The 20,042-nt window shown below is 50.9% G+C and carries 22 protein-coding genes; 14 read left to right on the top strand and 8 right to left on the bottom strand.

Annotated elements, in window-relative coordinates; all coding sequences use genetic code 11:
- Positions 1 to 93: 93 nt before the first annotated feature.
- A complete protein-coding gene (locus ACOYW0_RS07390; RefSeq protein ID WP_482417888.1) occupies positions 94 to 747 on the top strand; it encodes a hypothetical protein in 654 nt (217 codons plus the stop codon).
- Between the two features lie 611 nt (positions 748 to 1,358).
- Here ACOYW0_RS07390 and ACOYW0_RS07385 read toward each other — a convergent pair.
- Positions 1,359 to 1,847 carry a transposase gene (locus ACOYW0_RS07385; RefSeq protein WP_482417887.1) on the bottom strand — a complete coding sequence of 163 codons (489 nt, stop codon included), beginning with the start codon at positions 1,845 to 1,847 and terminating at the stop codon, positions 1,359 to 1,361.
- A 350-nt stretch (positions 1,848 to 2,197) separates the two neighbouring features.
- On the opposite strand from ACOYW0_RS07385, the gene ACOYW0_RS07380 reads away from it, so the two are divergent.
- The 4 genes from ACOYW0_RS07380 to ACOYW0_RS07365 all read left to right on the top strand — a co-directional run bounded on the left by ACOYW0_RS07380 (position 2,198) and on the right by ACOYW0_RS07365 (position 4,254).
- Positions 2,198 to 2,614 carry a restriction endonuclease gene (locus tag ACOYW0_RS07380; protein ID WP_482417886.1) on the top strand — a complete coding sequence of 139 codons (417 nt, stop codon included), beginning with the start codon at positions 2,198 to 2,200 and terminating at the stop codon, positions 2,612 to 2,614.
- A gap of 37 nt (positions 2,615 to 2,651) precedes the next feature.
- Positions 2,652 to 3,044, top strand: coding sequence for a topoisomerase DNA-binding C4 zinc finger domain-containing protein (locus ACOYW0_RS07375; RefSeq protein ID WP_482417885.1), 393 nt, complete (start codon positions 2,652 to 2,654; stop codon positions 3,042 to 3,044).
- 93 nt (positions 3,045 to 3,137) lie between these two features.
- A complete protein-coding gene (locus ACOYW0_RS07370) occupies positions 3,138 to 3,929 on the top strand; it encodes a hypothetical protein (protein ID WP_482417884.1) in 792 nt (263 codons plus the stop codon).
- Between the two features lie 52 nt (positions 3,930 to 3,981).
- On the top strand, positions 3,982 to 4,254 hold the full coding sequence (locus ACOYW0_RS07365) for a hypothetical protein (RefSeq protein WP_482417883.1): 273 nt from the start codon (positions 3,982 to 3,984) through the stop codon (positions 4,252 to 4,254).
- A 77-nt stretch (positions 4,255 to 4,331) separates the two neighbouring features.
- On the opposite strand, the gene ACOYW0_RS07360 is transcribed toward ACOYW0_RS07365, so the two are convergent.
- Positions 4,332 to 4,751, bottom strand: a complete 420-nt coding sequence (locus ACOYW0_RS07360) for a TM2 domain-containing protein (protein WP_482417882.1) — start codon at positions 4,749 to 4,751, stop codon at positions 4,332 to 4,334.
- Between the two features lie 1,045 nt (positions 4,752 to 5,796).
- On the opposite strand from ACOYW0_RS07360, the gene ACOYW0_RS07355 reads away from it, so the two are divergent.
- The gene (locus ACOYW0_RS07355; protein ID WP_482417881.1) at positions 5,797 to 6,147 is read left to right on the top strand and encodes a zinc ribbon domain-containing protein YjdM; all 351 of its coding nucleotides are present in this window, start codon (positions 5,797 to 5,799) and stop codon (positions 6,145 to 6,147) included.
- A gap of 339 nt (positions 6,148 to 6,486) precedes the next feature.
- Here the strand turns inward: ACOYW0_RS07355 and ACOYW0_RS07350 are convergent, their stop codons facing one another.
- Positions 6,487 to 7,608: a radical SAM/SPASM domain-containing protein gene (locus ACOYW0_RS07350; RefSeq protein WP_482417880.1), complete on the bottom strand. Its 1,122-nt coding sequence runs from the start codon at positions 7,606 to 7,608 to the stop codon at positions 6,487 to 6,489.
- Positions 7,609 to 7,751: 143 nt separating this feature from the next.
- Here ACOYW0_RS07350 and ACOYW0_RS07345 point away from each other — a divergent pair, with 143 nt between their 5' ends.
- The 3 genes from ACOYW0_RS07345 (at position 7,752) to ACOYW0_RS07335 (ending at position 9,754) form a co-directional block, all read left to right on the top strand.
- Positions 7,752 to 8,591, top strand: a complete 840-nt coding sequence (locus ACOYW0_RS07345) for a damage-control phosphatase ARMT1 family protein (protein WP_482417879.1) — start codon at positions 7,752 to 7,754, stop codon at positions 8,589 to 8,591.
- A gap of 128 nt (positions 8,592 to 8,719) precedes the next feature.
- Positions 8,720 to 8,962: a DUF6630 family protein gene (locus ACOYW0_RS07340; protein ID WP_482418825.1), complete on the top strand. Its 243-nt coding sequence runs from the start codon at positions 8,720 to 8,722 to the stop codon at positions 8,960 to 8,962.
- A gap of 438 nt (positions 8,963 to 9,400) precedes the next feature.
- Positions 9,401 to 9,754 carry a hypothetical protein gene (locus ACOYW0_RS07335; RefSeq protein ID WP_482417878.1) on the top strand — a complete coding sequence of 118 codons (354 nt, stop codon included), beginning with the start codon at positions 9,401 to 9,403 and terminating at the stop codon, positions 9,752 to 9,754.
- 148 nt (positions 9,755 to 9,902) lie between these two features.
- Here the strand turns inward: ACOYW0_RS07335 and ACOYW0_RS07330 are convergent, their stop codons facing one another.
- Positions 9,903 to 10,961 (bottom strand): CNNM domain-containing protein, encoded by a 1,059-nt coding sequence (locus ACOYW0_RS07330; RefSeq protein WP_482417877.1) that lies wholly within the window; start codon positions 10,959 to 10,961, stop codon positions 9,903 to 9,905.
- Between the two features lie 224 nt (positions 10,962 to 11,185).
- Here ACOYW0_RS07330 and ACOYW0_RS07325 point away from each other — a divergent pair, with 224 nt between their 5' ends.
- From ACOYW0_RS07325 to ACOYW0_RS07305, 5 genes are all read left to right on the top strand, one after another.
- A complete protein-coding gene (locus tag ACOYW0_RS07325) occupies positions 11,186 to 11,677 on the top strand; it encodes a GNAT family N-acetyltransferase (protein WP_482417876.1) in 492 nt (163 codons plus the stop codon).
- Between the two features lie 135 nt (positions 11,678 to 11,812).
- Positions 11,813 to 12,139 carry a DUF3795 domain-containing protein gene (locus tag ACOYW0_RS07320; protein ID WP_482417875.1) on the top strand — a complete coding sequence of 109 codons (327 nt, stop codon included), beginning with the start codon at positions 11,813 to 11,815 and terminating at the stop codon, positions 12,137 to 12,139.
- 133 nt (positions 12,140 to 12,272) lie between these two features.
- Positions 12,273 to 12,665: a hypothetical protein gene (locus tag ACOYW0_RS07315; protein ID WP_482417874.1), complete on the top strand. Its 393-nt coding sequence runs from the start codon at positions 12,273 to 12,275 to the stop codon at positions 12,663 to 12,665.
- Between the two features lie 796 nt (positions 12,666 to 13,461).
- A complete protein-coding gene (locus ACOYW0_RS07310; protein WP_482417873.1) occupies positions 13,462 to 14,133 on the top strand; it encodes a hypothetical protein in 672 nt (223 codons plus the stop codon).
- Between the two features lie 96 nt (positions 14,134 to 14,229).
- Positions 14,230 to 14,862 carry a LysE family translocator gene (locus tag ACOYW0_RS07305; RefSeq protein WP_482417872.1) on the top strand — a complete coding sequence of 211 codons (633 nt, stop codon included), beginning with the start codon at positions 14,230 to 14,232 and terminating at the stop codon, positions 14,860 to 14,862.
- Between the two features lie 148 nt (positions 14,863 to 15,010).
- Here ACOYW0_RS07305 and ACOYW0_RS07300 read toward each other — a convergent pair whose 3' ends face one another.
- The 4 genes from ACOYW0_RS07300 to ACOYW0_RS07285 form a co-directional block, all read right to left on the bottom strand.
- Positions 15,011 to 15,838, bottom strand: coding sequence for an SDR family oxidoreductase (locus ACOYW0_RS07300; protein ID WP_482417871.1), 828 nt, complete (start codon positions 15,836 to 15,838; stop codon positions 15,011 to 15,013).
- Between the two features lie 58 nt (positions 15,839 to 15,896).
- Positions 15,897 to 17,339, bottom strand: coding sequence for a hypothetical protein (locus ACOYW0_RS07295; protein ID WP_482417870.1), 1,443 nt, complete (start codon positions 17,337 to 17,339; stop codon positions 15,897 to 15,899).
- A gap of 63 nt (positions 17,340 to 17,402) precedes the next feature.
- Positions 17,403 to 18,401: a DMT family transporter gene (locus ACOYW0_RS07290; protein ID WP_482417869.1), complete on the bottom strand. Its 999-nt coding sequence runs from the start codon at positions 18,399 to 18,401 to the stop codon at positions 17,403 to 17,405.
- Positions 18,402 to 18,640: 239 nt separating this feature from the next.
- Positions 18,641 to 20,005 carry a hypothetical protein gene (locus ACOYW0_RS07285; RefSeq protein WP_482417868.1) on the bottom strand — a complete coding sequence of 455 codons (1,365 nt, stop codon included), beginning with the start codon at positions 20,003 to 20,005 and terminating at the stop codon, positions 18,641 to 18,643.
- Positions 20,006 to 20,042 lie beyond the last annotated feature (37 nt).

Genomic DNA, 20,042 nt, shown 5'->3' with positions numbered 1-20,042 from the left:
TTAACACGGACTCGCTGAAGCTCGCCGGTTACCTTCACGTTAGAGCTTAAGAATGATGTTACAGAGAAGTTAAGGTAGGATAGTTTTACAGAGATGAAAAAATTTTTAGAAGAAAATAAAATTTACTTTGAAATATTGTCTCCAATTTTATTTGGTTTAGCGGCTTTTTTCATATCATATGCATCGTACAATGTGAGCAAAGTTCAGTTAAAACTTAGCGAAATTAATACTGAACCACATTTTTATGTTGAGCAAGTTTACAATATAAATCAAAAAACCCGTAAATATGATGAAATTGAAATGTTTATACATAATGCTGGGGCACCTGCATATAATATAAACGTCACCGTTAGATCATTCTTAGAATTGAAAAATTATGAGAACGGAGAAAAAACATCATACATTCCAATTACGGGTTACTTCTCAACAGAGTTCAGTGATGACTCTCCTGTTGGACAGATTACAAACTTTATAGGTGAGAAAAATAATCACCATGCAAGTCGCATCCATTTTGAATCTATGGATGATTCTTTTCGAAATCAATTCGGCTTCTATTCAACTGATGTCGTCAGCTTTATAAGAGTTTCCTATACAAACCACAGAAATGTAAAAAGACAGGTTTATTTTAAAGATCTTGAAAAAATTGCAAAATCTAAAGCACAGTATTTCTTTGAGTTTTACAGAAAAAAACCATCAATTAATATAACTGAGCTTTCACTTGAAGACATTATAAAAAAACTTCAATAATACGCTCTAACATTAAGTGGATAAGGGGTCACCCATTTAATATCTTGTAAAGAGAAAAAACACCCTCTTCTCCGAAAAGTTGAACTTTTCAGTCTTTTTGTTTGAAGCACCAATAAAAGGTAGTTACAAAGTGCTTTTTTTACATCGGATCCTGCGTCTGAAGTTTCGATAAATCGGTTGCAGATTCAATCTGCACCAGTCACCCATCGGGATTAAGGCAGTGCAGGAGAAGCTACGCATCGCCTGCGGCCCTTGGCGCATTTGCGCCCCAGAAATCATCCAGTGCCATACCGTGTCCAAAAATAAATGACAGACCTAAGTGGTTTTTAACCAAACCCTTATTGGTTCGCGGCATGGGCAGATCGAAATAAAAAGTGCAAAAACAAAGGGGTGATGCAGTTCCAATCAGACCTGGTGGTTTTTATTCCAACCCCTATGTGGGTTACCACACCAGCCCAGTGTTTATAAGATACGAAGTATCATATTTCTCCTTAGACCTCCTGTCGCCCTTGACCTCTGGAGAACGTAGCTGTCAAGGCTGCGAAGCACCGAGCGAAGCGAGGCTTGGCCTTGATAGCTGCGGGCTCCAGAGGTAAGCTTGGCAAGGGGGCCTAAGAGTTAACAGATGGAGAATAGTTAAATAGCTTCTCGTCGTCAAAGGGTACATTATCTCTTATGATGTAATAAGAGGCCCTTGCAATTTTGTGGGCTAACGCCTTGGTGGCAATGATCGCATTGGTTTTCGCCTCTTTTTTTTGATAGAACCGCTGAGCATTGGTATTGAATCGCTTTATAAAATTAGCTGCTTCAACAAAGGCCCATTCCAGATACTTGTTGCCGTTTTTTTTGTTTCCTTTGCCCTTCACTTTGTTGTTCGAGGTCCGTTGAGATGACACACAGCGACAATAAGAGGAGAAGTCACCTACGGTCTTAAAGCGGCTTATATCGCCAACTTCAAGCATGATCGTAAGGGCAAGGATAGGGCCAATGCCGTCAATGGTCGTAAGGTTCTGAAATTCACTTTTTAGCTTCAGTTTTTTTTCAACCCGTCGTTCTATTTGTTTCGCATTGTTTTTTAGTTCATAGATTGCCGACAACATGCGTTCTGCAGTGAAGAGGAGGTCCTCGTCAAAAAACATTTCTTTGATTGGAAGAGGCTTTCGTTCTTCGATGATAATGTTTGTGGGAGGAGGGGTCAGGGGAGGAGGGGTCAGACCTACACATCTGACATTTTCTCTCTTTAAAAGCCATGTCTATGCATTTGAAGAATTAGATTTCTTTGCTTTTTAGCGTTCCTGTTGTATCTGCCTAAATTTGTGTTATCTGGGGCTAAATTCTTTGTTGTTAGGGCTCTATTTCTACCAAGAACACTCGCTTTTCCCTATATAGTACGTACCAGCGTGTTTGTTTGCCCTATTGCAATCTATGAATTGAAAAGAAAGGGCTCCTCATGGCCCGAAAAAACATAAACATCCTTAACGTGTTGATTCAACTTCCCTGGTGGGTGAGCGTTCTGTTTTCCGGTGTTGCTTACGTTGGTTTGAAGTGGATTTTGCCAGGGCTGGTTTCCAGTAACATCTTTACCGAGGGGCTGGCGAAGGGCTTGTCGCCAATGGAGCATATTATTGCCCTTGTCCTTCTTGCTCCCGCTCACATTTCTTTTTTCAACGCCTGGCAAAAGCGGCAGCTTTTGGAAACGCAAAAGGGCATTGAGACCATTCGATCCCTGAGTTGGAAGGCGTTCGAAGAGTTGGTTGCCGAGGCGTATCGACGGCAGGGGTATACGGTGATTGAAAACCCCGGGGGAGGGGCGGACGAAGGTATTGACGTTTGGCTGAAGAAAAACTTCTATCTTCATCTTGTGTAGTGCAAGCAGTGGCGGTCCCAGAGGGTGGGGGGGCAATGTGGTTCGGGAGATGTATGGCGTCATGGTGGGTGAGCATGCGAGTGCCATTGTGATTACCTCCGGTACGTACACCCATGAGGCACGGAATTTTGCTTCGGGAAAACCCCTTGATTTGGTGGACGAGGGGCATCTTGAGGCCTTGATTAGCCAGGTCCAGGCGACAAAAGAAAAGAAAGGCGTTGCTTCGGTCCCCATCGATAATCATGTGCAGGTGACCGAGCCTGATCCTACGCGTTGGCAGCCTGCTCAGGAAGTCCGTACATGTCCTCGCTGTGGTGGTGGACTCATTCTTCGAACCGCCAAAAAGGGTCCCAATGCCGGGTTACAGTTTTATGGGTGTGTTTCGTTTCCCAAGTGCCGGCATACTGAGCAAATAAAGGCGGCTTCTTAGGTAAGGTTATTCGGAATTTTAAATGCTCAAAGTAATGCCCCAGCGGTTTTTTAGGTAGCGGTTTGATTTAATCTAATGGATAGAGAGGGCTCTATGAGAAAAATCAGTTTGACGTTTATTGTGCTCACATTCTGTTTTCTGGGCAGTATGTTTTCAGGCTGCGCTTCCATCACCAAGGATACGATTCAATTATCGGTGGTGACAGAAGAACAAACCCTTCAGCTTCAGGCGTCCCACATTAAATTTGTCCAGCGCTATTACCAGAAGCTCCGTGATGATGTTGATATCTTCATGACCGAAAAATGGACACCGTTATTTCTTTCTAAAGCCGTTAAGAATAAGGGTTTTAGAAAAGACTTGGATGCTGCTTATTTGGTGTCCAGTCTTGATTTGGCGGATATCGAGATTTTGATTAAAGGAAAGCCTGCGGCATCGCCCTACAAAGAAGCGTTGATATCAGGAATTGACGAATCGGTGGCTGCAGAGCAGAGTCGGCTTGGTAATGTGTTGCTGGCATTCTCAAAGGCGTGTCAGGCACAGATCACCAAGAAACGTGCGGAGCTTATGGCGCCAATTAATCAGCAGGAGGCCTTTGTTATAAGCCGGATTAATGCGTCTTACGCTGATTTGCAGTCTGCTCAGGCATCGATTACTGCGTATTTGCAATCGGCTCTGGACGTCAAAGAAAATCAGGATCTGGTCTTAAAAAAGTTGGGTGCCTTAAAGCATAGTGAGCAATTGATGGATACTCTGTTGGATGCCAATGATGAGCTCACCGATCTTATCGGCGATGATAAGGATGCGGATGTGGTTATCAAGGAATACAAAGCAAAGATGGCTGACATCAAAGAAAAAATTAAAGAGGGCAAAGACAAGTTGATGTAGCAGGATACCAAATTGATCTGAAAATAAATAATGACCCTGATAAGGAGGCGTTATGTGCCCACCAAATTATGATTTTGGAGAAGAGGCAAAGGAAACCGACAACGAACTGTTGGGAGACATGGATAAGCTGGTTCCCCTGACGGATGAAGAACTTGCAGAGATGCTACCGAATCGTGCGTATCAGGAGGAGTTGAAAGCACTGATTGAGGCCGTGGGCAGTCAGGCGACGATCAATGCCAAAAAGGCCGTGTTTCTCGACAGGGTTGGTGCTGTTTCAGCCATCGTAAAGGAGTGTGCCTTGAAAATAATCGGGGCTGCTTTGTGATGCAAGATTCTGGGGGATACCGATGTGGCTCTGGTAGCCCCCAGGACAAGGGAAGGTAGGCCTCATATCGGCATGGGTCAGAGAAATTCGGCTTTTTTCTTTTTGTACTCTTCTTCGGTTATGATGCCTTTTTCATAGAGCGAGTGTAATTTTTCCAGTTGGTTTAAATCGTTGCTGTGAAAGCCACCGGATTTGGATATCGAAATCGTTGAACTCTTGATTCCTAAATTGTTGTTGTGCTTGTTTACTGCTTGGTAAATAAGCAAGGCGTCGATGAGCCACCATACACCGAGAATGGCCAAGAAGATGTATCCGACGAGTATAACAGCGGTCAATGACCCTATGGCAAACAGTATAAGCTGAACGATACCTGTCCCTGTACGCCCTAAATAGAATCTGTGAATCCCGATCATTCCTAAGAAAAACCACAGTGCATAGGCAATGATCATGCTTTTGCCTTCAATGTTCATATTCACGGATACTGACTGGGTGCTCATTAAATCCTCCGATTCCACTGCATTGCAATTTGTAATTTGTAACTTGGAGTTTGGGTTGCGGCTGTCTCTTTTATAATTATACATCAATGATGTAGAGAGCTTTGGTTAGATCACAGCGAGGTTCTTGACTGAATTTACTTTGCTCTAATTTTAAATCGACTAATTAACTTACGTTATTTGTTTGCGTTATTCAATGGGAAAGGTTGTGGGGATGCAGGGTCAACGCTTTTAAATAATCAGTTGCCTCCGGCGGGTTGATTTTTGAAAAAAGTTCCGCAAAAACGTTCCGGGAATTAAAAAAGAAGAAGGACTATGCTCTATCGTAACGCACCTTCAAAAAACAAAACCTGTTTGTCAAACCCAAGGCATCTAAATTGGCAAACGTTTGGCCCCCGGTAGGGCCGCCGGAGGCAAAAATCTAAATGCGTTAAACCTGTTGTGTGATGGTTGAGGGCACCGGGGGGTGGGGGACCGTCGAACCGGGGTCGGGTCTATTTGGACAAAACGAAACAGGGGGCAGGCTCTTTTGGCTATATGGAGCACCCATAGCCCGCCTCAAGCAGCCCCATGCTCTACCTGCAAGAAACTCTTTGGCGATTTTAGACGCGTCAGGCCACTGGGGAGATGATGGCGCTTCACGCATCCGATGGGCACGCTCCGCTTTGCCCATCCTACAGGTATCGTCTTTTTGTGGTGAGGACGCGGAGCTGGCTCACTACCGGACCAGGTCTTCGCGCCTTTCAGCCGACATCAGGGATATTAAGACGCATCACAAAAAGAGTTTGTTCCTTGCCGTCTTTGGTTCAATGAAAACCGCTATGGCTTTGATCTGTTTGGCATGTTAAAAGCGTCAACACGCCGAGAGCCGGGCGTATCCATCTTCTGCGTTATCAGAGCGTTGAGGTAGGCAACGGCATGTGCAGCTCCGATGCCTTGAATAGTGGGTGCACCCGACTTGTGAAATACCCGGGCTACGTGGTTCGTTGCACGGAAAAAAAAGTGTTTTAAACCAAGCTTATATTAAAAAAAAATCAGGAATAGTACTATGTCAGTTGAAGAGATGATGTGTCCCAAATGTAATTCACCTTATGCTTATCCCGATGGGTTCATGTGGGTATGCCCTGAATGTGCTCATGAGTGGTCAGCTGATGAGGCTTCTGATACCTCTTCAGAAGATGCTTCCAAGTTTCTTGATGCCAATGGCACTCCGTTGCAGGATGGAGATACAGTCACCACCATCAAGGATCTCAAGGCCGGGAAAGATACCGTGAAATGTGGTACGAAGGTCAAAAATATCAGGCTTCTTGATGAACCTGTAAATGGACATGATATCTCCTGTAAGATTACAGGCTTTGGTGCCATGTATCTCAAATGCTCTGTTGTCAAAAAGGGCTAAGAGACAAGCAGAGAAACAGGGGACAGGCTTATTAAGCTGCATAACCCACCTCAAACAGCCCCACGATCCACCTCCAACCAACTCCTTGACGGTTTTAGATAGGGTTGCCAATGGGGAGATGACGGCGCTTCAAGCATCAGATGGGCATGCTCCGCTTTGCCCATCCTACATGTATTGTCAGGCTGCGGATGTCCGAAGGTCTGGGTGAAACAGAACGGGGGTGTTTTGAGCGGGGCATCTCCTGCCCGATCCCATGGGGGTAAGGCGACAGGTTCATGATGACCATAGACATCATGAACCTTGTTTTATTTCCGGCCTTGTTTCTGTAGGCTCCACGGTTTACGGTTTCATGGCCTTTTCCATGCGCCGTATGGCGTCTCTTTCCGCGTTGGCTTCCTGAATGATCTGCCAGCGACAGGTCATGGATTCGGGGACGATCTGATACGCTGTTTCCATGGTTTCGACAGACCGTTTCAGGCAGGTGCGGCATGGCCCCTCTGACCGTTTTTTCTGTTTGCGGAATGCGCTGTATGGCTTCTGCTTCCAGATATCGCTGAAATTCACCTCCTGAATCGTTCCCCAGTGGAGGCTCTCTTTTGGTGCAGAACGGCCATGGGCCCAGTGGCGGACTTGCCCGGTGACGGGAAGGCTTGACATAACGCAGGGTGCCACGGTGCCGTCAGAGGCGATCACAGCGGATTTTGCGATGTTTTCCGTGCAGTGATTGAAGAGCATGAAAGGGGATACCAGGTGAAACCGCAGCACGTTCTGCAGACCGGCAATGGAGCGCATGTCATAGAGCTTCCGCTTCAGATCATCCCACTCTTCCATGGTGTCGGTCAGGCAGGCCTCCTTCTGGAGCTCGGGACGCGTGACCAGGGACAGTGAACTGAGAACCACCTGATCAACCTGGAACTGCCTCCAGAAGGCCGGATAGGTGTCGAGATGGGGCAGGCTCGACCGCAGCAGCATCTGGGCGATATGGACCCTGGGAAACGCTGTGTGTCTTTCTGTCTTGTACTTCTGGATGGTATCGATGCAGCGGATGACCTGCTCCAGGGAGGTGCCCTGGCGAATGGGGTCATTTTCTTCACTGCTGCAGCCGGCAGTGGAAAAAGCGATGAGGTCCAGGCCCATATCCACCAGCGCTTCCGTGGTGTCGTCATCCAGCATCGTGCCGCTGGTGGTGGTGCCGACCTTGAATCCTTTATCTTTTAAGTTTTTGATGATGGAGACCAGTTGCGGATGGGCAAAGGGCTCTCCCCAGCCCTGGAGATGGATGTAGGTCTTCGGGTGAAGAAAGGGGAGGACGGCGTCTATCTGTTCGGGGGCAAGGAACCTGTCTTCCCAGCACGCTTTGTATGCGGTCCTGGGGCAGTAAATACAGGCATTGCCGCAGACAGAACTCACTTCAATCTGCAGCCAGTCAAGGCGAGTGCGTTGCCATGGTGTTTTCCACATACGACGTCCTCCTTTGCGGGTCCTTGAGGTGCCACATGGATGACTCTATCTGTATTTCCACACGGATGCCAGTTCTTTTGCCCCCGTGATGGTGGGTCGGCAGCCGGATATCGAATGGGTAAAAAAGAGAAAAGAGAACGCAAATGAGACACGAGTGCTATTTCTGCCATATCAAGACCGTTGAGTCATTGATTCGTAAATTCAAGCCTGATGCGGATACCGCTGAAGGCTTTATTTTTGCCGTGCATGAGCTGCTGGCCGCCAATCGCGATATGGCCAACCCGCAGCTGGCAACGCAGGTTCACCGGATTGCCAGGCACCACCTGGATAATGGGAATCTGTATGCAGCGGAAAAAAAAGAGGCCAATGACCTGCTACTCAGCCAGTATGAAGACTGGAAAAAGAGGGTGCGTGACACAGACGACCCGTTTCTCACCGCTGCGAAACTGGCCGTGATCGGAAATATCATCGATTATGGTGCCCACAGTGTCAGCCGTGACATCTCCGCTCAGATTCAGGGCTTTCTCCAGCAGGACCTGACCATCGATATGCGTGGGGAATTGAAAGAGGCGCTGGGCCGTGCGGAAAGCGTTCTTTACTTAGGTGATAACTGCGGAGAAGTGGTTTTTGACAAGCTGCTCATCGAGACCCTGGGGCATCCGAATATAACCTTTGCCGTGCGTGGCAAGCCCGTCATCAATGACGTGACAGAAGAAGATGCCGGGTATGTGGGCATGGACCGCGTGTGCCGGGTTCTTTCCAATGGAGCGGATGCGCCGTCCACACTCATGGATTTCAGCTCGGACGAGTTCAAGGAGGCGTTTTACGAAGCGGACCTGGTGATTTCAAAGGGGCAGGGGAACTTTGAGGGGCTCATGGAGAGCGATCATCCCAACATCTTTTTTCTCCTGATCGCAAAGTGTGCCCCCATTGCCGAACTTTTGGGTGTGGAGAAGAGCAATATGGTCATTGTGAAGCGTTAGCCCGTATATGTCATGAGTAAATGCCAACGCTGAAGCAACATGTCGTTCATGGCTTTCTGATCGATTTCATCATGCGCATGGACTGGGCAGCAGATATCGCAGATTTGGAAGGCCCATGGTCCTGAAACATTCAGCACAACCACGGACTCAACATAGATCTGCCAACACCCGATACCTACAGTGAGGACGCAACTGTTTCATTTGATTATGTTTTCGAAGATTACGATAAACCATTGCGAGAACATGGCCTGCAATTGGGGTTTATCGATACAGAATCAGATGAATACATCGTTCTTTTGCATAAGGTTCAAGATAAAAAAAGGGTTGAACAGGCTGTGAATAAAATTGGGTTTGATTATTTCGAAAAATGAGAAGGTTATAAAATAGCCTGTCTCAAATATTGGTGGCGGTGTTCCATAAAATAATCTTTTCAAGCAGGCTCAATGCCTCAATCAAATGTATGAAAAAGACGATACAAATACATGATGACAGTTGGAACTTTGAAGACATCAAAGAGAATGTTGAATGGTCACAAAAGCAGTTCTGGAAACTAAAAAAGTATGATTGTAACAGTGATCATGAGCATTGTTTGATTTGTTGCTGGCCCATATACGCCACTGACGATTCCAGTCATGGGTATGGTTACTTTTTGCGTGGTAGCACCTGGTTGTGCTTAGAATGCTACGATACGTTCATAAAGAACGTGTAACCAAATTGCCGTCTAATTATAGCTGGTCAGATTAACCTGTATCAACCGCTTTCCTATTAATTTTGGGCCGCTCGGTTACGTGTTTTAGGTAAAAGGAACCATGAAAACGATTATTAAAGTACTCATCGGATTTTTAGTTTTGGCGTCTCAGTCCTTTGCGTCTGAGCTGAAGACAAAAAACTACACCATCACCATTGAGACCCATTGTGAGGAGGGTGTTGTTTCATGTGGCGATGTGACTTATGTCGGCACCCATAACAAAACAGGTAAATCCATCATGCTGCTGGGGTCCACCTGGCATTCAATGTGTGCCGATGGCGTTACGCCCAATCGTTTTATCGGGTATCGATTTAAAAATGGTAATATTTCCTATCTCGTGTTTGAGGAGGGGCTGTTGGAGGTTTACCGTGGGGGTGAGCTGCTGCTGAGCGAAGAAGGGACGTGGACGTATTAGCCCGGATATTTCATGAGAAAACGTCCACCCCAATCCTATAAGATACCACTACAGCTGACTACTCGCGAAATATCCGGGGTAGCCCATGGGAAGCTGCGGCCTGCATGGGCAGGATACGCAACTGGTCCATAATCAGGTATACGGGCACTTACGAATGGTCGAGTTGCTTGTCCTTGAGCATCCTTCGGTTCCGCTCCTCCCATTGGGCACGGGCCAGGGCCTGCATGTCGGCGATGGTGTCCACCTCATCCATGATTTCCATCCCCAGCAGGGTTTCAACAATGTCTTCAATGGTGATAACCCCTGCGGTCCCCCCATACTCATCAACCACCAGCGAGATGTGTTCTTGTCGTGTGAGCAGAAAGTCGAATATCATCGTCAGAGATGTGGCTTCCTGAACGGTAATGATTTCTCGCTTCAACTCAGAAATGGGTTTGGAATCCTCTCCCTTGGCTGATGCCAGCAAGATGTCATTTTTCATGACATAGCCGGTGATGGTGTCAATGTTGTCGCTGTAAACCGGAATTCTTGAGAAAATTATATGCGGATGGGTTTCGATGACCTCCTCGGAGAGCATCTCTTCTTTCAGGGCAAACAGCACCGTTCTTGGTGTCATGATGTCCTTGACCTGCAGGGAGTTGAACCGGAAGAGGCTCCGCAGGATGCGGGCTTCCTGTTTTTTGATCTCTCCGGATTTTTCCCCGAGCTCAGCCATGGCTGAAAATTCTTCCCTGGAGAAGGCGTGCGGCGCTGTTTCAGGTGAAAAAAGCCGGGTGATGTACTTTGATATCCAGACAAAGGGCAGCATCGGGGGAATAAGGTACATCAGCATCAGCGACACGGTTCCGGCAAGCTGCTTCCAGTAGGTGGCACCCAGGGATTTGGGGATAATTTCCGATACGATCAGGATCAACAGGGTCAGTATCGCAGAGATAACTCCAACATACTGGTTTCCAAACACCGCTGCAGCCTGTGCACCTGCTCCGGCAGCGCCCACGGTGTGGGCAATGGTATTGAGGCTCAAGATGGCGGCCAGCGGCCTGTCGATATTCTGTTTGTAGTCATTGAGCCGCTTTCCGACCTTTGGATTTTTTTTCTCCACAACACCGATATACGAGTGCGGTATGCTCAGAAGGACCGCTTCCATCATGGAGCAGGCAAAAGAAAAAAACAGGGCGATGGAGATGTAAACGAAAAGTAAGGTCATGTGGGGTGCCTTTGAGTTGATCCTCGTTAAACAAAGTTATCCTGCAAGATATCAGGGATTCAGACATGATTCAATATGACTTTAGGGGGCGGGAGGCGGGAAAACGTGGGAAAGGGATTCGTGCAGGGACGGAATTTGCCTGAGTCCGGATGACCACCTATAACGGATTTTTATTGACTTGGACGGGTCGTTTTCTCATAAACTATCCGGGTTAGGGGGTTTCAATGATCAGAGAGGCTTGTGATTCAGATTGCATCAATTTAGCGGCACTTTCTTTGGGGGTGTGGCTTCAAACATATTCCGCTGAAGGCATCTGCTTGGAGAATTCAAGATTTGTCTTGTCTACTTTCAATGAAGAGTATTTTATGCAGCGCCTGCGAGATTCCAGATACCGGAGCCTGGTCTTCGAAGAGGGGATGTATATCAGGGGGTATGCGCTCATCAATTTGGAATCTCGGTTCCAACGTGGCGTGAGTGGGTTTGAAATTGAAAAACTATACGTCCACTCCCCTTTCCAGGGGCGTGGCATTGGCCGGAAGCTGTTGGCCGAGATAAAAGAACGGTTTGGGGACAGGTTCTGGTTGTACACGTGGGTCAGGAACAAGTCTGTGGGGTTTTATGAAAAATGCGGATTTGAGCATATCGGCACCCACCGCTTTGCCTTTGGGGATCATACCATCGAAAACCATGTGCTTGGCTATGACGGTTCATCGTGATTCCATCGGCTTTATCCGCACCTGTGCCGTATTTTCGGTGGCCATTGTGGTTTCAATGGTGACGGAAAATTAACCTTGTCGTACCTTGCTGCACGTTAGCCCGGATATATGTTACCTCCGTAAGGATAAGAATGAATGATTGCTTACTGTGGAATTGACTGTTCGAAATGCAAAAGCTATATAGCAACTCAGTCGGGTAAACGTGAAGAGTTGGAAAAAGTTGCCCGAAATCTGGCGCAAATCTATCAGGCTGAAGTCAGACCGGAGTATGTTGTCTGTGACGGTTGCAAAGAAGACAAAAGACATTCCTTCTTTTGCAGTAACAGATGCAAAATGCGGCCGTGTTGCATTGGGAAAAATTATACGTCTTGTGCCGAATGCTCCGAGTTTCCGTGTGCTGAGTTAGAATGTGAAATCAAGAACAAACCAGATGCATGGGAGAACCTCGAAAAAATGAGGTGAAAAGTAAATAAGCCAACTCTGTCTCCTGATTGGCTGTATTTTTTCTGTGGACGTGTTGATTAAGTAAAAGAAAACACAGATGATTCGGAGACAACAGGGCTTTGGCCCGTAGCATCTACTCGTGGATTCACTGATGAAAAGAGAAACGTTTTTAAAAGCCTTTCTTGGTGCCTTAGGTGCTGTTGATGTCCTTTTCAAGGAAGTCACGGAAGAGCACGTGCGAGGTACCGTAATCTATGATTTGGATGACCCAGAAGAGTTCCAGGATTTTTGTTGGTACCAATCGGAAAACCAGGCAATTGCAATCCCGGTTTACAATCTTGCCTGCCTGCTTCATGAACAAGACCTTTTGGATATCGATAAACTGAAAATATCAAGGGCTGAGCTTCGGAGACGGTATAATGAGATGTGCGGCGCACTCCTGACTCAGGCTGAGTTTGATCCGGTTCTTGATGCCTTGGAAGAGGTTGTCGTCCGAATGGTGGATGACGGCGAGGATACCGATATGTATTTTATTCATGAGTAATATTACTCCAAATTAAAACACATTGAATAGACGTATTCACAAGAAAATTAATCCAAAGCTCCTGCCTGATATCGGTGCTGAAATTTTTGCTTTAAGCAAGTGTCATGAGACGTTAGAAAAACTTCAATGTGGTGGTTTGCTTTTCATCCGTTTCACCCTCTGAGTCAAGCTGGTGGAGCCCAACTCCAGAGACGACGTGTTGCTGTGTGTACGCACAGGATTTTAGGCATATCAAATGGTATGCGGCTACGACATTTCATCTGGAATTATAGGTGACGGGCTATGTTCCACTCTTATCAAAAAATTTATTGTCCTTATTGCAACGCATTATTGCAGCCTGTTGGCGGGGTCTATCCCAGAACCTGCGTGTACTGCAACAAGGCCATTGGTTATGGGAAACCGGGCACTGTAAAACCATTTTTTCGGTTGCCTGACGTGTCGTTCAGGCTGAAAGATATCATGGTTACCATCGGTTTGGTCGGCACCCTGATTTATGCGTGTGTGTTGATTGCCTCATCATCACATTGACCCGGATATTTCATGAGAAAACAGATTGTCTCTGTGCTATAAATAATTATTACAGCTTGTTATCTGAAAATTAGATATCCGTAAAATGCAAGATGTCTTTCATTGCTCTCAGGTCGCTTTTCTCACATTTCGGGCGTGCCGAGTTAAGGGGCTGTATGGGCAAGAATGCAGTGAAGGGGAATCGACGAATCGCTTTTTTCCTTTTCGTATTGCCGTTTTGGGCGTCGGCCGCATATGCGGGTATTGATTCTGGGGATAGAGGGAAGAAATGAAACCAATATGTCATGCCTTGCTGCTCATCGTGTTTTCGTTGCTTGTTGTCTCGTGCGCCACGGTGCGCCTTGTGAATCAGGGGAACATAAGCCGTCCCATTGAAATGGAAACGTATTGCATTGACCTGCCTGACTTGGACGCGTGGAAAGATTGGGCTGTTACCAAAGCACCGATGAATGAGACCGTATTGTTTGAACGTTTGAAGGTATATCCCCTTAATGGTGAGATCCTTGGGCGCACGGAAATATCGATTTCTAAGATGGAATTTCTCCCGTTGGAAAACGGCACATCACAGGCAGAGCTTGCAAAGGCCCTTATCGACGACGAAGAGCAGGCAATGAGAGCGGCAGGGGAAGCTCCCGATGGCTATGAACTCAGGGACGTGAAAAAAGAAATCGTGGAGTTGAACGGCAAGAAACTCTATACCATGACATTCAGGGCTACCAGGGGTTCGGCCACGGTGGCGAGCTTCAAACGACAATTTTTTGTCGAGGCAGCTTATTATCTCTACTTTCCAGAGGATTTTGAGGTTTCCCATAACGTATACCAGTTCCTGATTCAGGAATCGTATATTCCGGGGTCATTCACCCGTGTCGATCTGGAGAAAATTTATCCGGTGATCAATGCGTTTCGTCTTGTCCGGCCCGAGGATCACGGGCATAGTTGAGGTGCATTGGACTCGATATTTATTGGTAATACCCGCCCAATAGGTTGTCCGTCTATTGGAAGCCACCACGCCCGTTAAACCTGTAAAAGAGGAAAGATGACTATTCAAGCGTGGCTTATATACCTGGCATTGGTTGTCGTTGCCACCGCAACCCCGGGTCCGGCTGTCTTTTTTATCATGACAAAGTCTGCGTTGCATGGATGGCGTCAGGCGACATTTGCGGCCCTGGGGAATATCGCGGGGCTTTTTTGCCTTGGGCTTGTGGCGGTTTCAGGCCTGGGTGTCGTGCTGCAAACATCAGAGACGATATTTACCGCCGTAAAATATGCCGGCTCATTGTACCTGATGTTTTTGGGGGTGAAGCTTATCTTTCATCAAGGCTCCGATGCCGGAATGGAAACCAGCGAATGTCATCAGGCCGGGACGGCGTCATGGAAAATATTCGCCCATGCATTTGGGGTCGCTGTGACCAATCCAAAAGCCATTGTTTTCCTCACGGCCCTGTTTCCACCCTTCATAAACCATGATGAAGCCCTTGTACCGCAATTCTTGACGCTTATTTCGGTGTTAATGGCGTCGTCATGCACGTTTCTGGTGTTTTATGCCCTGATCGCAGACAGAGCGACAGGCTGGTTTAAAAAGCCAAACAGAATGAAATCAATACGCCAGACGAGTGGCTCTGTTTTTGTGGGTTTTGGTATTCTCATGGCAACGTCATCCAGTAAATAACGTGGCATCATATGTCATGGTTGCCTGTGGCCGAAGGCTGCTGACCAACACGTTGTTCGGCAACGCCGATTTATCCGGACAGGAAGATTTAGCCCTTAAGATGAAAGCCCGCCTCGGGGTTACGAGGTGGGCTTTTTTGCGCCGATTCTTACAACGTCCCCATGTATCTCCCCCCGTCCACAAGCAGGTTGTGGCCGGTGATGAAGCGAGCCTGTTGACTGGCGAGAAAGGCTGCTGCGGCGCCGAAGTCCGACGGGTCGCCGAAGCTTCCGCAGGGAATGGCCGAGACCATTTTCCGGGAGATTTCCTCCTGGGTTTTGCCTTTCTGTGCGGCGCGGTCCTTGACCAGTTTGTCCACGCGGGCGGTTTTGTGGGTGCCCGGCAGCAGGGCGTTCACGGTGATGCCGTGGGGGGCCAGCTCTGTTGCCACGGTTTTTAAAAAACCGGTGAGCCCGGCCCGGGCCATGTTGGAGAGAAGCAGGTCCCCGATGGGCTGTTTCACGGAGATGGAGGTGACGGCAATGATTCGGCCCCAGCCCTTGGCCATCATGGCCGGGCAGACATGGTGGATCAGGCGCACGGCGCTCATGAGGTTGAGGTCCAGGGCCTTGGGGTAGTCGTCCAGGGCCGTGGTTTCAAACGTGCCGGGGGGCGGGCCACCGGCGTTGGTGACGAGGATATCCGGGGTGCCCAGGGCGTCGTCCACCCCTTGAACCAACCTGTGGATCTCCTCTTTATTTGTCAGGTCCGTCCCGAAACCGACTGCCTCGACACCGTGGCGGGCCGAGATCTCCCGTGCAGCCTCCCGGGCGGCGTCTTCGTTGCGGGAGCACACGGCAACGCGACACCCCTCTTGCGCCAGGGCCTCGGCGCAGCTCCGGCCGAGCCCCCTGGTGGAAGCAGCCACAAGGGCTGTTTTTCCTTTGATTCCTAAGTCCATGGTCTGTTTTTCCTTGTAACTGATCAATCCAAACATGCCTCCGGCAGGGCCGCCGAAGGCATGTTGATCTGAATAGTTACTTTTTTGGGGTTTATCAGGGGCGAAAGAAGGGGGCCAGAAGGCGACGGACTTCGCTTGTCTCTCCCACGCTTCCCTGGCCGGACATCACATAGGCCAGGGCGGGGAAGGAGACCATATCGGCTTTTCCCACGCCCTGGTTTCGCTTGATGTCCCGCTGCAGCCTGTAGAGCTCACGAAAGGCAAGGTGGGGCTCTGCCCCGGCCATGAGCTCCATGACCTTGCGAGATCGCTTGGCGCCCTTGGCAACGTCCTTGTCCGAGAGGGTCGGCAGGTCAGGGGAATCGGAGAGGTTTGCGATGAACCGCTCTGCCTGCTCCATGGTCTCCTGCTTCAGGGAGAGAGTGTCGGCAGGGGACCCGGATGACAGGCAGGCGAGGCGTCCTGCCGGGGAGTCGGTGGCGCCGTTGATGTTGGAATCGGTGGCGCCCACGATGATGGTTTTGCCCGGGTCGGGAAGGGGCATGTCGCAGTCAACGGAGAGGCAGACCAGATGGGCCACCTCCAGGGCACCTGCCTCTCGGTCCAGCACGGGCATCCACGAGCCTTTGGCGGCAGTGAAGGTATCCAGAAAGTCGAGGAGGGCGGTGAACCGGCTCTCTGGCTCAACATGGCCGGTGGCCGGGTCTGCCTCGGCGATTTTTCGGGCGCCCAGGGAGCAGTCCGAGATCATTCGGGCCCGGCCTGCTTCGGTGAGGATGGAAAGGTAGCGGGCCGAAGCCGCCTCATGGGTCAGGCCGTCTGCGGGGCCGCCTGTGCGGAAGGCCTCACCCGTGCGGATCACCGGCGGCTCGATCCAGGTGTCGCTGTCGGGGCCGGGGATTGCCGGTACCAGGCCGAACCGGATGGGAAGGCCGACGTCCCGTGCAAAGCTGAGGTCTGCTGCGCAATGGGCCGGGTTGACGATGACCACACCGGTTCCGATGTCCGGGGCCACCCAGTCCACGGCCCAGACGGGCATGAGGTCGCCGTGCAGGGGGTGACGGGCATACGCCCCGGTAAAGGCCGGAAGGCTTTTGCCCTTGGGGGCCAGCCTGTGGTGCGGGTGAACGGCAATGGCACAGGCCGCGGGTAGGGGGCTCCAGTCTGTGGTGAAGCAGTGCAGCTCACTGGGTTCGGCCCCGGGTTCTGTCTCCTGCAGGGGAAAGGCCATGAGGGCGCCTTTTCGGGGTTTCAGAGCTTTCTTTGCCAGTCGGCCCAGGCTGGCGGGGGCTTTTTCCAGCCATGTTGCCAGGAACGCCTTGGCCTCGGCAGAGGGGAGATAGTAGAGCCCTTCCCGGGAGTCGCCTTCGGGGACCCGGTAGACCAGTCCCCGGTTTTCAAGGGCCGTGAACCGCGTGCCGGGATCTTTTTTTGGGGGTTGGTCCTCTTCTGGTTCGTCGAACACTTCGCTGAGCCGCGCGTAGCACGACGCAATGGCCGTGGCGCGGAAAGAGCCGTCAGTGGAAAATATCTTCATGGTGTCCTTTCCATGGGCCGCCGTGGGGTGCGGCGGCCGTCTTGTTGGGTGAGAGGTGGCGAATTACGATGCCTTGTCCTGGGCCAGGTCGCCTGCAGAACCCTTGATGGGCTCGGGGGCGCCTGCTTTGGCGGGTTTGCGCTCCATGATCACGGCGATAAAAGAGCCCACCAGCATCACCGTTGCGCCGGTCAACTGCAGGCGGCCGATGGATTCCCCCAAAAAGAGGATGGAGAAAAAGGACCCGAAGAAGGGGACCGTGAACATCATGATGGTGGCGGTGGAGGCGCTCACCCGTTGCAATCCGTAATAGTAGAACAGGTAGGCAATGGCCGTGGGGCCCACGCAGAGGTAGGCCACGTTGTACCAGGCCGTGGGGGACACCGAGGCCCAGTCAACCGCCTGGGCATGGGGGACGGCCAGGGCAATGAGGGCCACGGCCCCGCTTGCCGTGGCCCACGTCGTGGCCCGCAGCGGGTCGATGGTTCCCTTGGAGAGAAGGGTCTTGGACACAATGCTGTAAAGGGCCCAGCAGCAGGCACCGACCACGAAGAAGATGTCACCGGTCATCCGGGTTTTCAAGGACGCCCCGGTGCCTGCCCCGGCCAGGAAGACCCCTGCGCCCACAAGCCCTAGGAAGAGCCCCAGGATCCTCATGGACGAGGCCTTTTCCCGGCCCAGGATGATGAGAAGGACGGTGGTGATGACAGGGCTGAGCACCGGGACAATGACGCTGCCGTCGATGGACGGTGCCAGGGAGAGCCCCCAGAAAAAGAAGAGATTGTAGGCAAACACGCCCAGGAGGCCAGCAAACCCCGCAGACATGGCAGCCCCCCATCCCACGGGCTTGGAGCGTCCGTGCATCACCATGGCAAGGACCATCAGAAGGGCGCCCCCGCCCCCGAATCTTAGAGCCGCCGCCACTTCGTGGGGCAGCTCCCCTACCACGAATTTGGAACTCGCAAATGCACTGCCGAACATCACCATCGTCACCAGCAGGCTGAGATAAGGTGACGCACTGGAACCCGTTTTCTCCCGGCCTTGAGTCTTGTCAGTCAACATACAACATCATCTCCTTTCTTACGTTTGTATTACAAAAATCTATGGAAAAGGCGTGAACGCCTGGTCCGTCGTGTTCGTGGTGAGGGCGCCGGGCACAAGGGGGCTTCTGCCCGGTCAGGCCTTCGGGTGGCGTCATGGCTGCGCGGGTCGTCTTTTGCGGTTTTTCAGATTTGGCATCTCTCAGTGCCTGCGCCCGGTGCCGGTTTTGCCGGAGCCGGGCGCCGTGCGATCGCCTGCGGCTATCTTCCCGATACCCGGTCCATGATGGGCGATTCGTCGCCTCCGAAATTCACATGGATCAGTTTCTGGTTTGGGTCGCTCTTCGTGATAAAGGGCAGGAGCCCCTCTCGGTCGCTGTCGCTGCCCGTGGGCGACCACAGGGGTGAGGCCACGAGCTGCCTCAAATCGGTGAGGCTCAGGCCGCTGATCCGCTCCAGCCGAATGGCGAGTTCCTGGCTTTCAATGCCCCCGCCCTTAAGAAGAGCACGGATCTCCCCTTCCCGGGGAGCCAGGTCCGGCTGTTCGGCGGAGAGGTAGTTGTGCAGCCCGGCACATTGCCCCGCAAAGGGAGAGAAGACCATGCAGACCAGCTGCTCGGTGGTCAGGCCGAAGGTGTCGCGGGCGTACCCTTCCACGAGGTCGCGCATGTGCGTTACGCCCTCGTCCGTGGCGTAGCGCTTTTTGATGACTTCGATGAGGTGCTCCGGAAAGTCCTTGTGCTCCATGAGCTCAATGGCGAACTCCGTGTACTGATCAATGCCTTCCCGGTACCCCCGCCCGTAGACCCGCTCGGTGCGAAGGCCTCGCAGGTGCGCCATAAGCGCGGGATTGGCACAGTCCGATTCCGTGAAACTGAAGGCCAGCTCGTCGAAGACAAACCCCAGGAAATCGGTGAGCAGCGCCCAGTGGGCACCGGAGGCATAGTCCGTGTAATCGTAAATCGAAAAAAAGGTGAGGGTCTCGGAGACGTCCCACGTGACCCGGCGATCCGCCAGCCGGTGGGCATGTCGTGCGCCGTGGATCTCCTTAAAATAGGCCTGGGAGATCCCGTCGAGGACCTTCAGGGTGCCTTTAAAGGTGGCGTCCCCGGACGGCTCCTGCCCGGTCTTGTGTGCCAGCTTGTTGATCCACACGGCATAATCCCGCTGTTCGTCCGGGGAATCTCCGGTGACGATGAGGTCCACGCCGCAATGGCGGGCTGCCACCCCGAAGAAGTTGGCCACGTTGAAATTGCAGGCATTGCAAAAGGAGGTGCGGCCGTCTCCGTAGGACTGATGTCCGGCCATGAGCAGGTCGGTCCGGTTAAAGTCGATCAACAGGTGGGGCATGGGGGCGTGCAGGTCAAAGGGCCGAACCTCCTCGCGCTCTATGAGGAGGAGTTCGGTCATGGGATCGTCGTACACGCCCAGGGCCTGATAGGTCCGGTGGATGTTCTGCATCACGACAAAGGGCATGCCCGAGTGACGCATCGTCACGATGACCAGGCGAAAGGTCTCTCCGCCGAATCGCTCGGCCATGGCCAGGTGCACGGCCCGCATGAAGGCGGTGGTGTAGGCGCTGTCCTTGCCGCCGCCGTAGGCAACCATCACCGTGTTTTTACTCAATTTGTCTTTGTATGGTAATCTGCCGTGCAGGTCTGTT

The sequence above is a fragment of the Desulfoluna sp. HI9BLuna genome (genome assembly GCF_056829775.1).
The sequence above is the reverse complement of the archived record's forward strand: the minus strand, read 5'-3'. Positions and strand labels throughout refer to the sequence as shown.

What these genes read in the sequence shown, in the direction of transcription:
- ACOYW0_RS07390 (WP_482417888.1), top strand. Translation starts at nt 94, where the DNA reads ATGAAAAAATTTTTAGAAGAAAATAAAATTTACTTTGAAATATTGTCT.
- ACOYW0_RS07385 (WP_482417887.1), bottom strand. Translation starts at nt 1,847, where the DNA reads ATGTTGTCGGCAATCTATGAACTAAAAAACAATGCGAAACAAATAGAA.
- ACOYW0_RS07380 (WP_482417886.1), top strand. Translation starts at nt 2,198, where the DNA reads ATGGCCCGAAAAAACATAAACATCCTTAACGTGTTGATTCAACTTCCC.
- ACOYW0_RS07370 (WP_482417884.1), top strand. Translation starts at nt 3,138, where the DNA reads ATGAGAAAAATCAGTTTGACGTTTATTGTGCTCACATTCTGTTTTCTG.
- ACOYW0_RS07365 (WP_482417883.1), top strand. Translation starts at nt 3,982, where the DNA reads ATGTGCCCACCAAATTATGATTTTGGAGAAGAGGCAAAGGAAACCGAC.
- ACOYW0_RS07360 (WP_482417882.1), bottom strand. Translation starts at nt 4,751, where the DNA reads ATGAGCACCCAGTCAGTATCCGTGAATATGAACATTGAAGGCAAAAGC.
- ACOYW0_RS07355 (WP_482417881.1), top strand. Translation starts at nt 5,797, where the DNA reads ATGTCAGTTGAAGAGATGATGTGTCCCAAATGTAATTCACCTTATGCT.
- ACOYW0_RS07350 (WP_482417880.1), bottom strand. Translation starts at nt 7,608, where the DNA reads ATGTGGAAAACACCATGGCAACGCACTCGCCTTGACTGGCTGCAGATT.
- ACOYW0_RS07345 (WP_482417879.1), top strand. Translation starts at nt 7,752, where the DNA reads ATGAGACACGAGTGCTATTTCTGCCATATCAAGACCGTTGAGTCATTG.
- ACOYW0_RS07335 (WP_482417878.1), top strand. Translation starts at nt 9,401, where the DNA reads ATGAAAACGATTATTAAAGTACTCATCGGATTTTTAGTTTTGGCGTCT.
- ACOYW0_RS07330 (WP_482417877.1), bottom strand. Translation starts at nt 10,961, where the DNA reads ATGACCTTACTTTTCGTTTACATCTCCATCGCCCTGTTTTTTTCTTTT.
- ACOYW0_RS07325 (WP_482417876.1), top strand. Translation starts at nt 11,186, where the DNA reads ATGATCAGAGAGGCTTGTGATTCAGATTGCATCAATTTAGCGGCACTT.
- ACOYW0_RS07320 (WP_482417875.1), top strand. Translation starts at nt 11,813, where the DNA reads ATGATTGCTTACTGTGGAATTGACTGTTCGAAATGCAAAAGCTATATA.
- ACOYW0_RS07315 (WP_482417874.1), top strand. Translation starts at nt 12,273, where the DNA reads ATGAAAAGAGAAACGTTTTTAAAAGCCTTTCTTGGTGCCTTAGGTGCT.
- ACOYW0_RS07310 (WP_482417873.1), top strand. Translation starts at nt 13,462, where the DNA reads ATGAAACCAATATGTCATGCCTTGCTGCTCATCGTGTTTTCGTTGCTT.
- ACOYW0_RS07305 (WP_482417872.1), top strand. Translation starts at nt 14,230, where the DNA reads ATGACTATTCAAGCGTGGCTTATATACCTGGCATTGGTTGTCGTTGCC.
- ACOYW0_RS07300 (WP_482417871.1), bottom strand. Translation starts at nt 15,838, where the DNA reads ATGTTTGGATTGATCAGTTACAAGGAAAAACAGACCATGGACTTAGGA.
- ACOYW0_RS07295 (WP_482417870.1), bottom strand. Translation starts at nt 17,339, where the DNA reads ATGAAGATATTTTCCACTGACGGCTCTTTCCGCGCCACGGCCATTGCG.
- ACOYW0_RS07290 (WP_482417869.1), bottom strand. Translation starts at nt 18,401, where the DNA reads ATGTTGACTGACAAGACTCAAGGCCGGGAGAAAACGGGTTCCAGTGCG.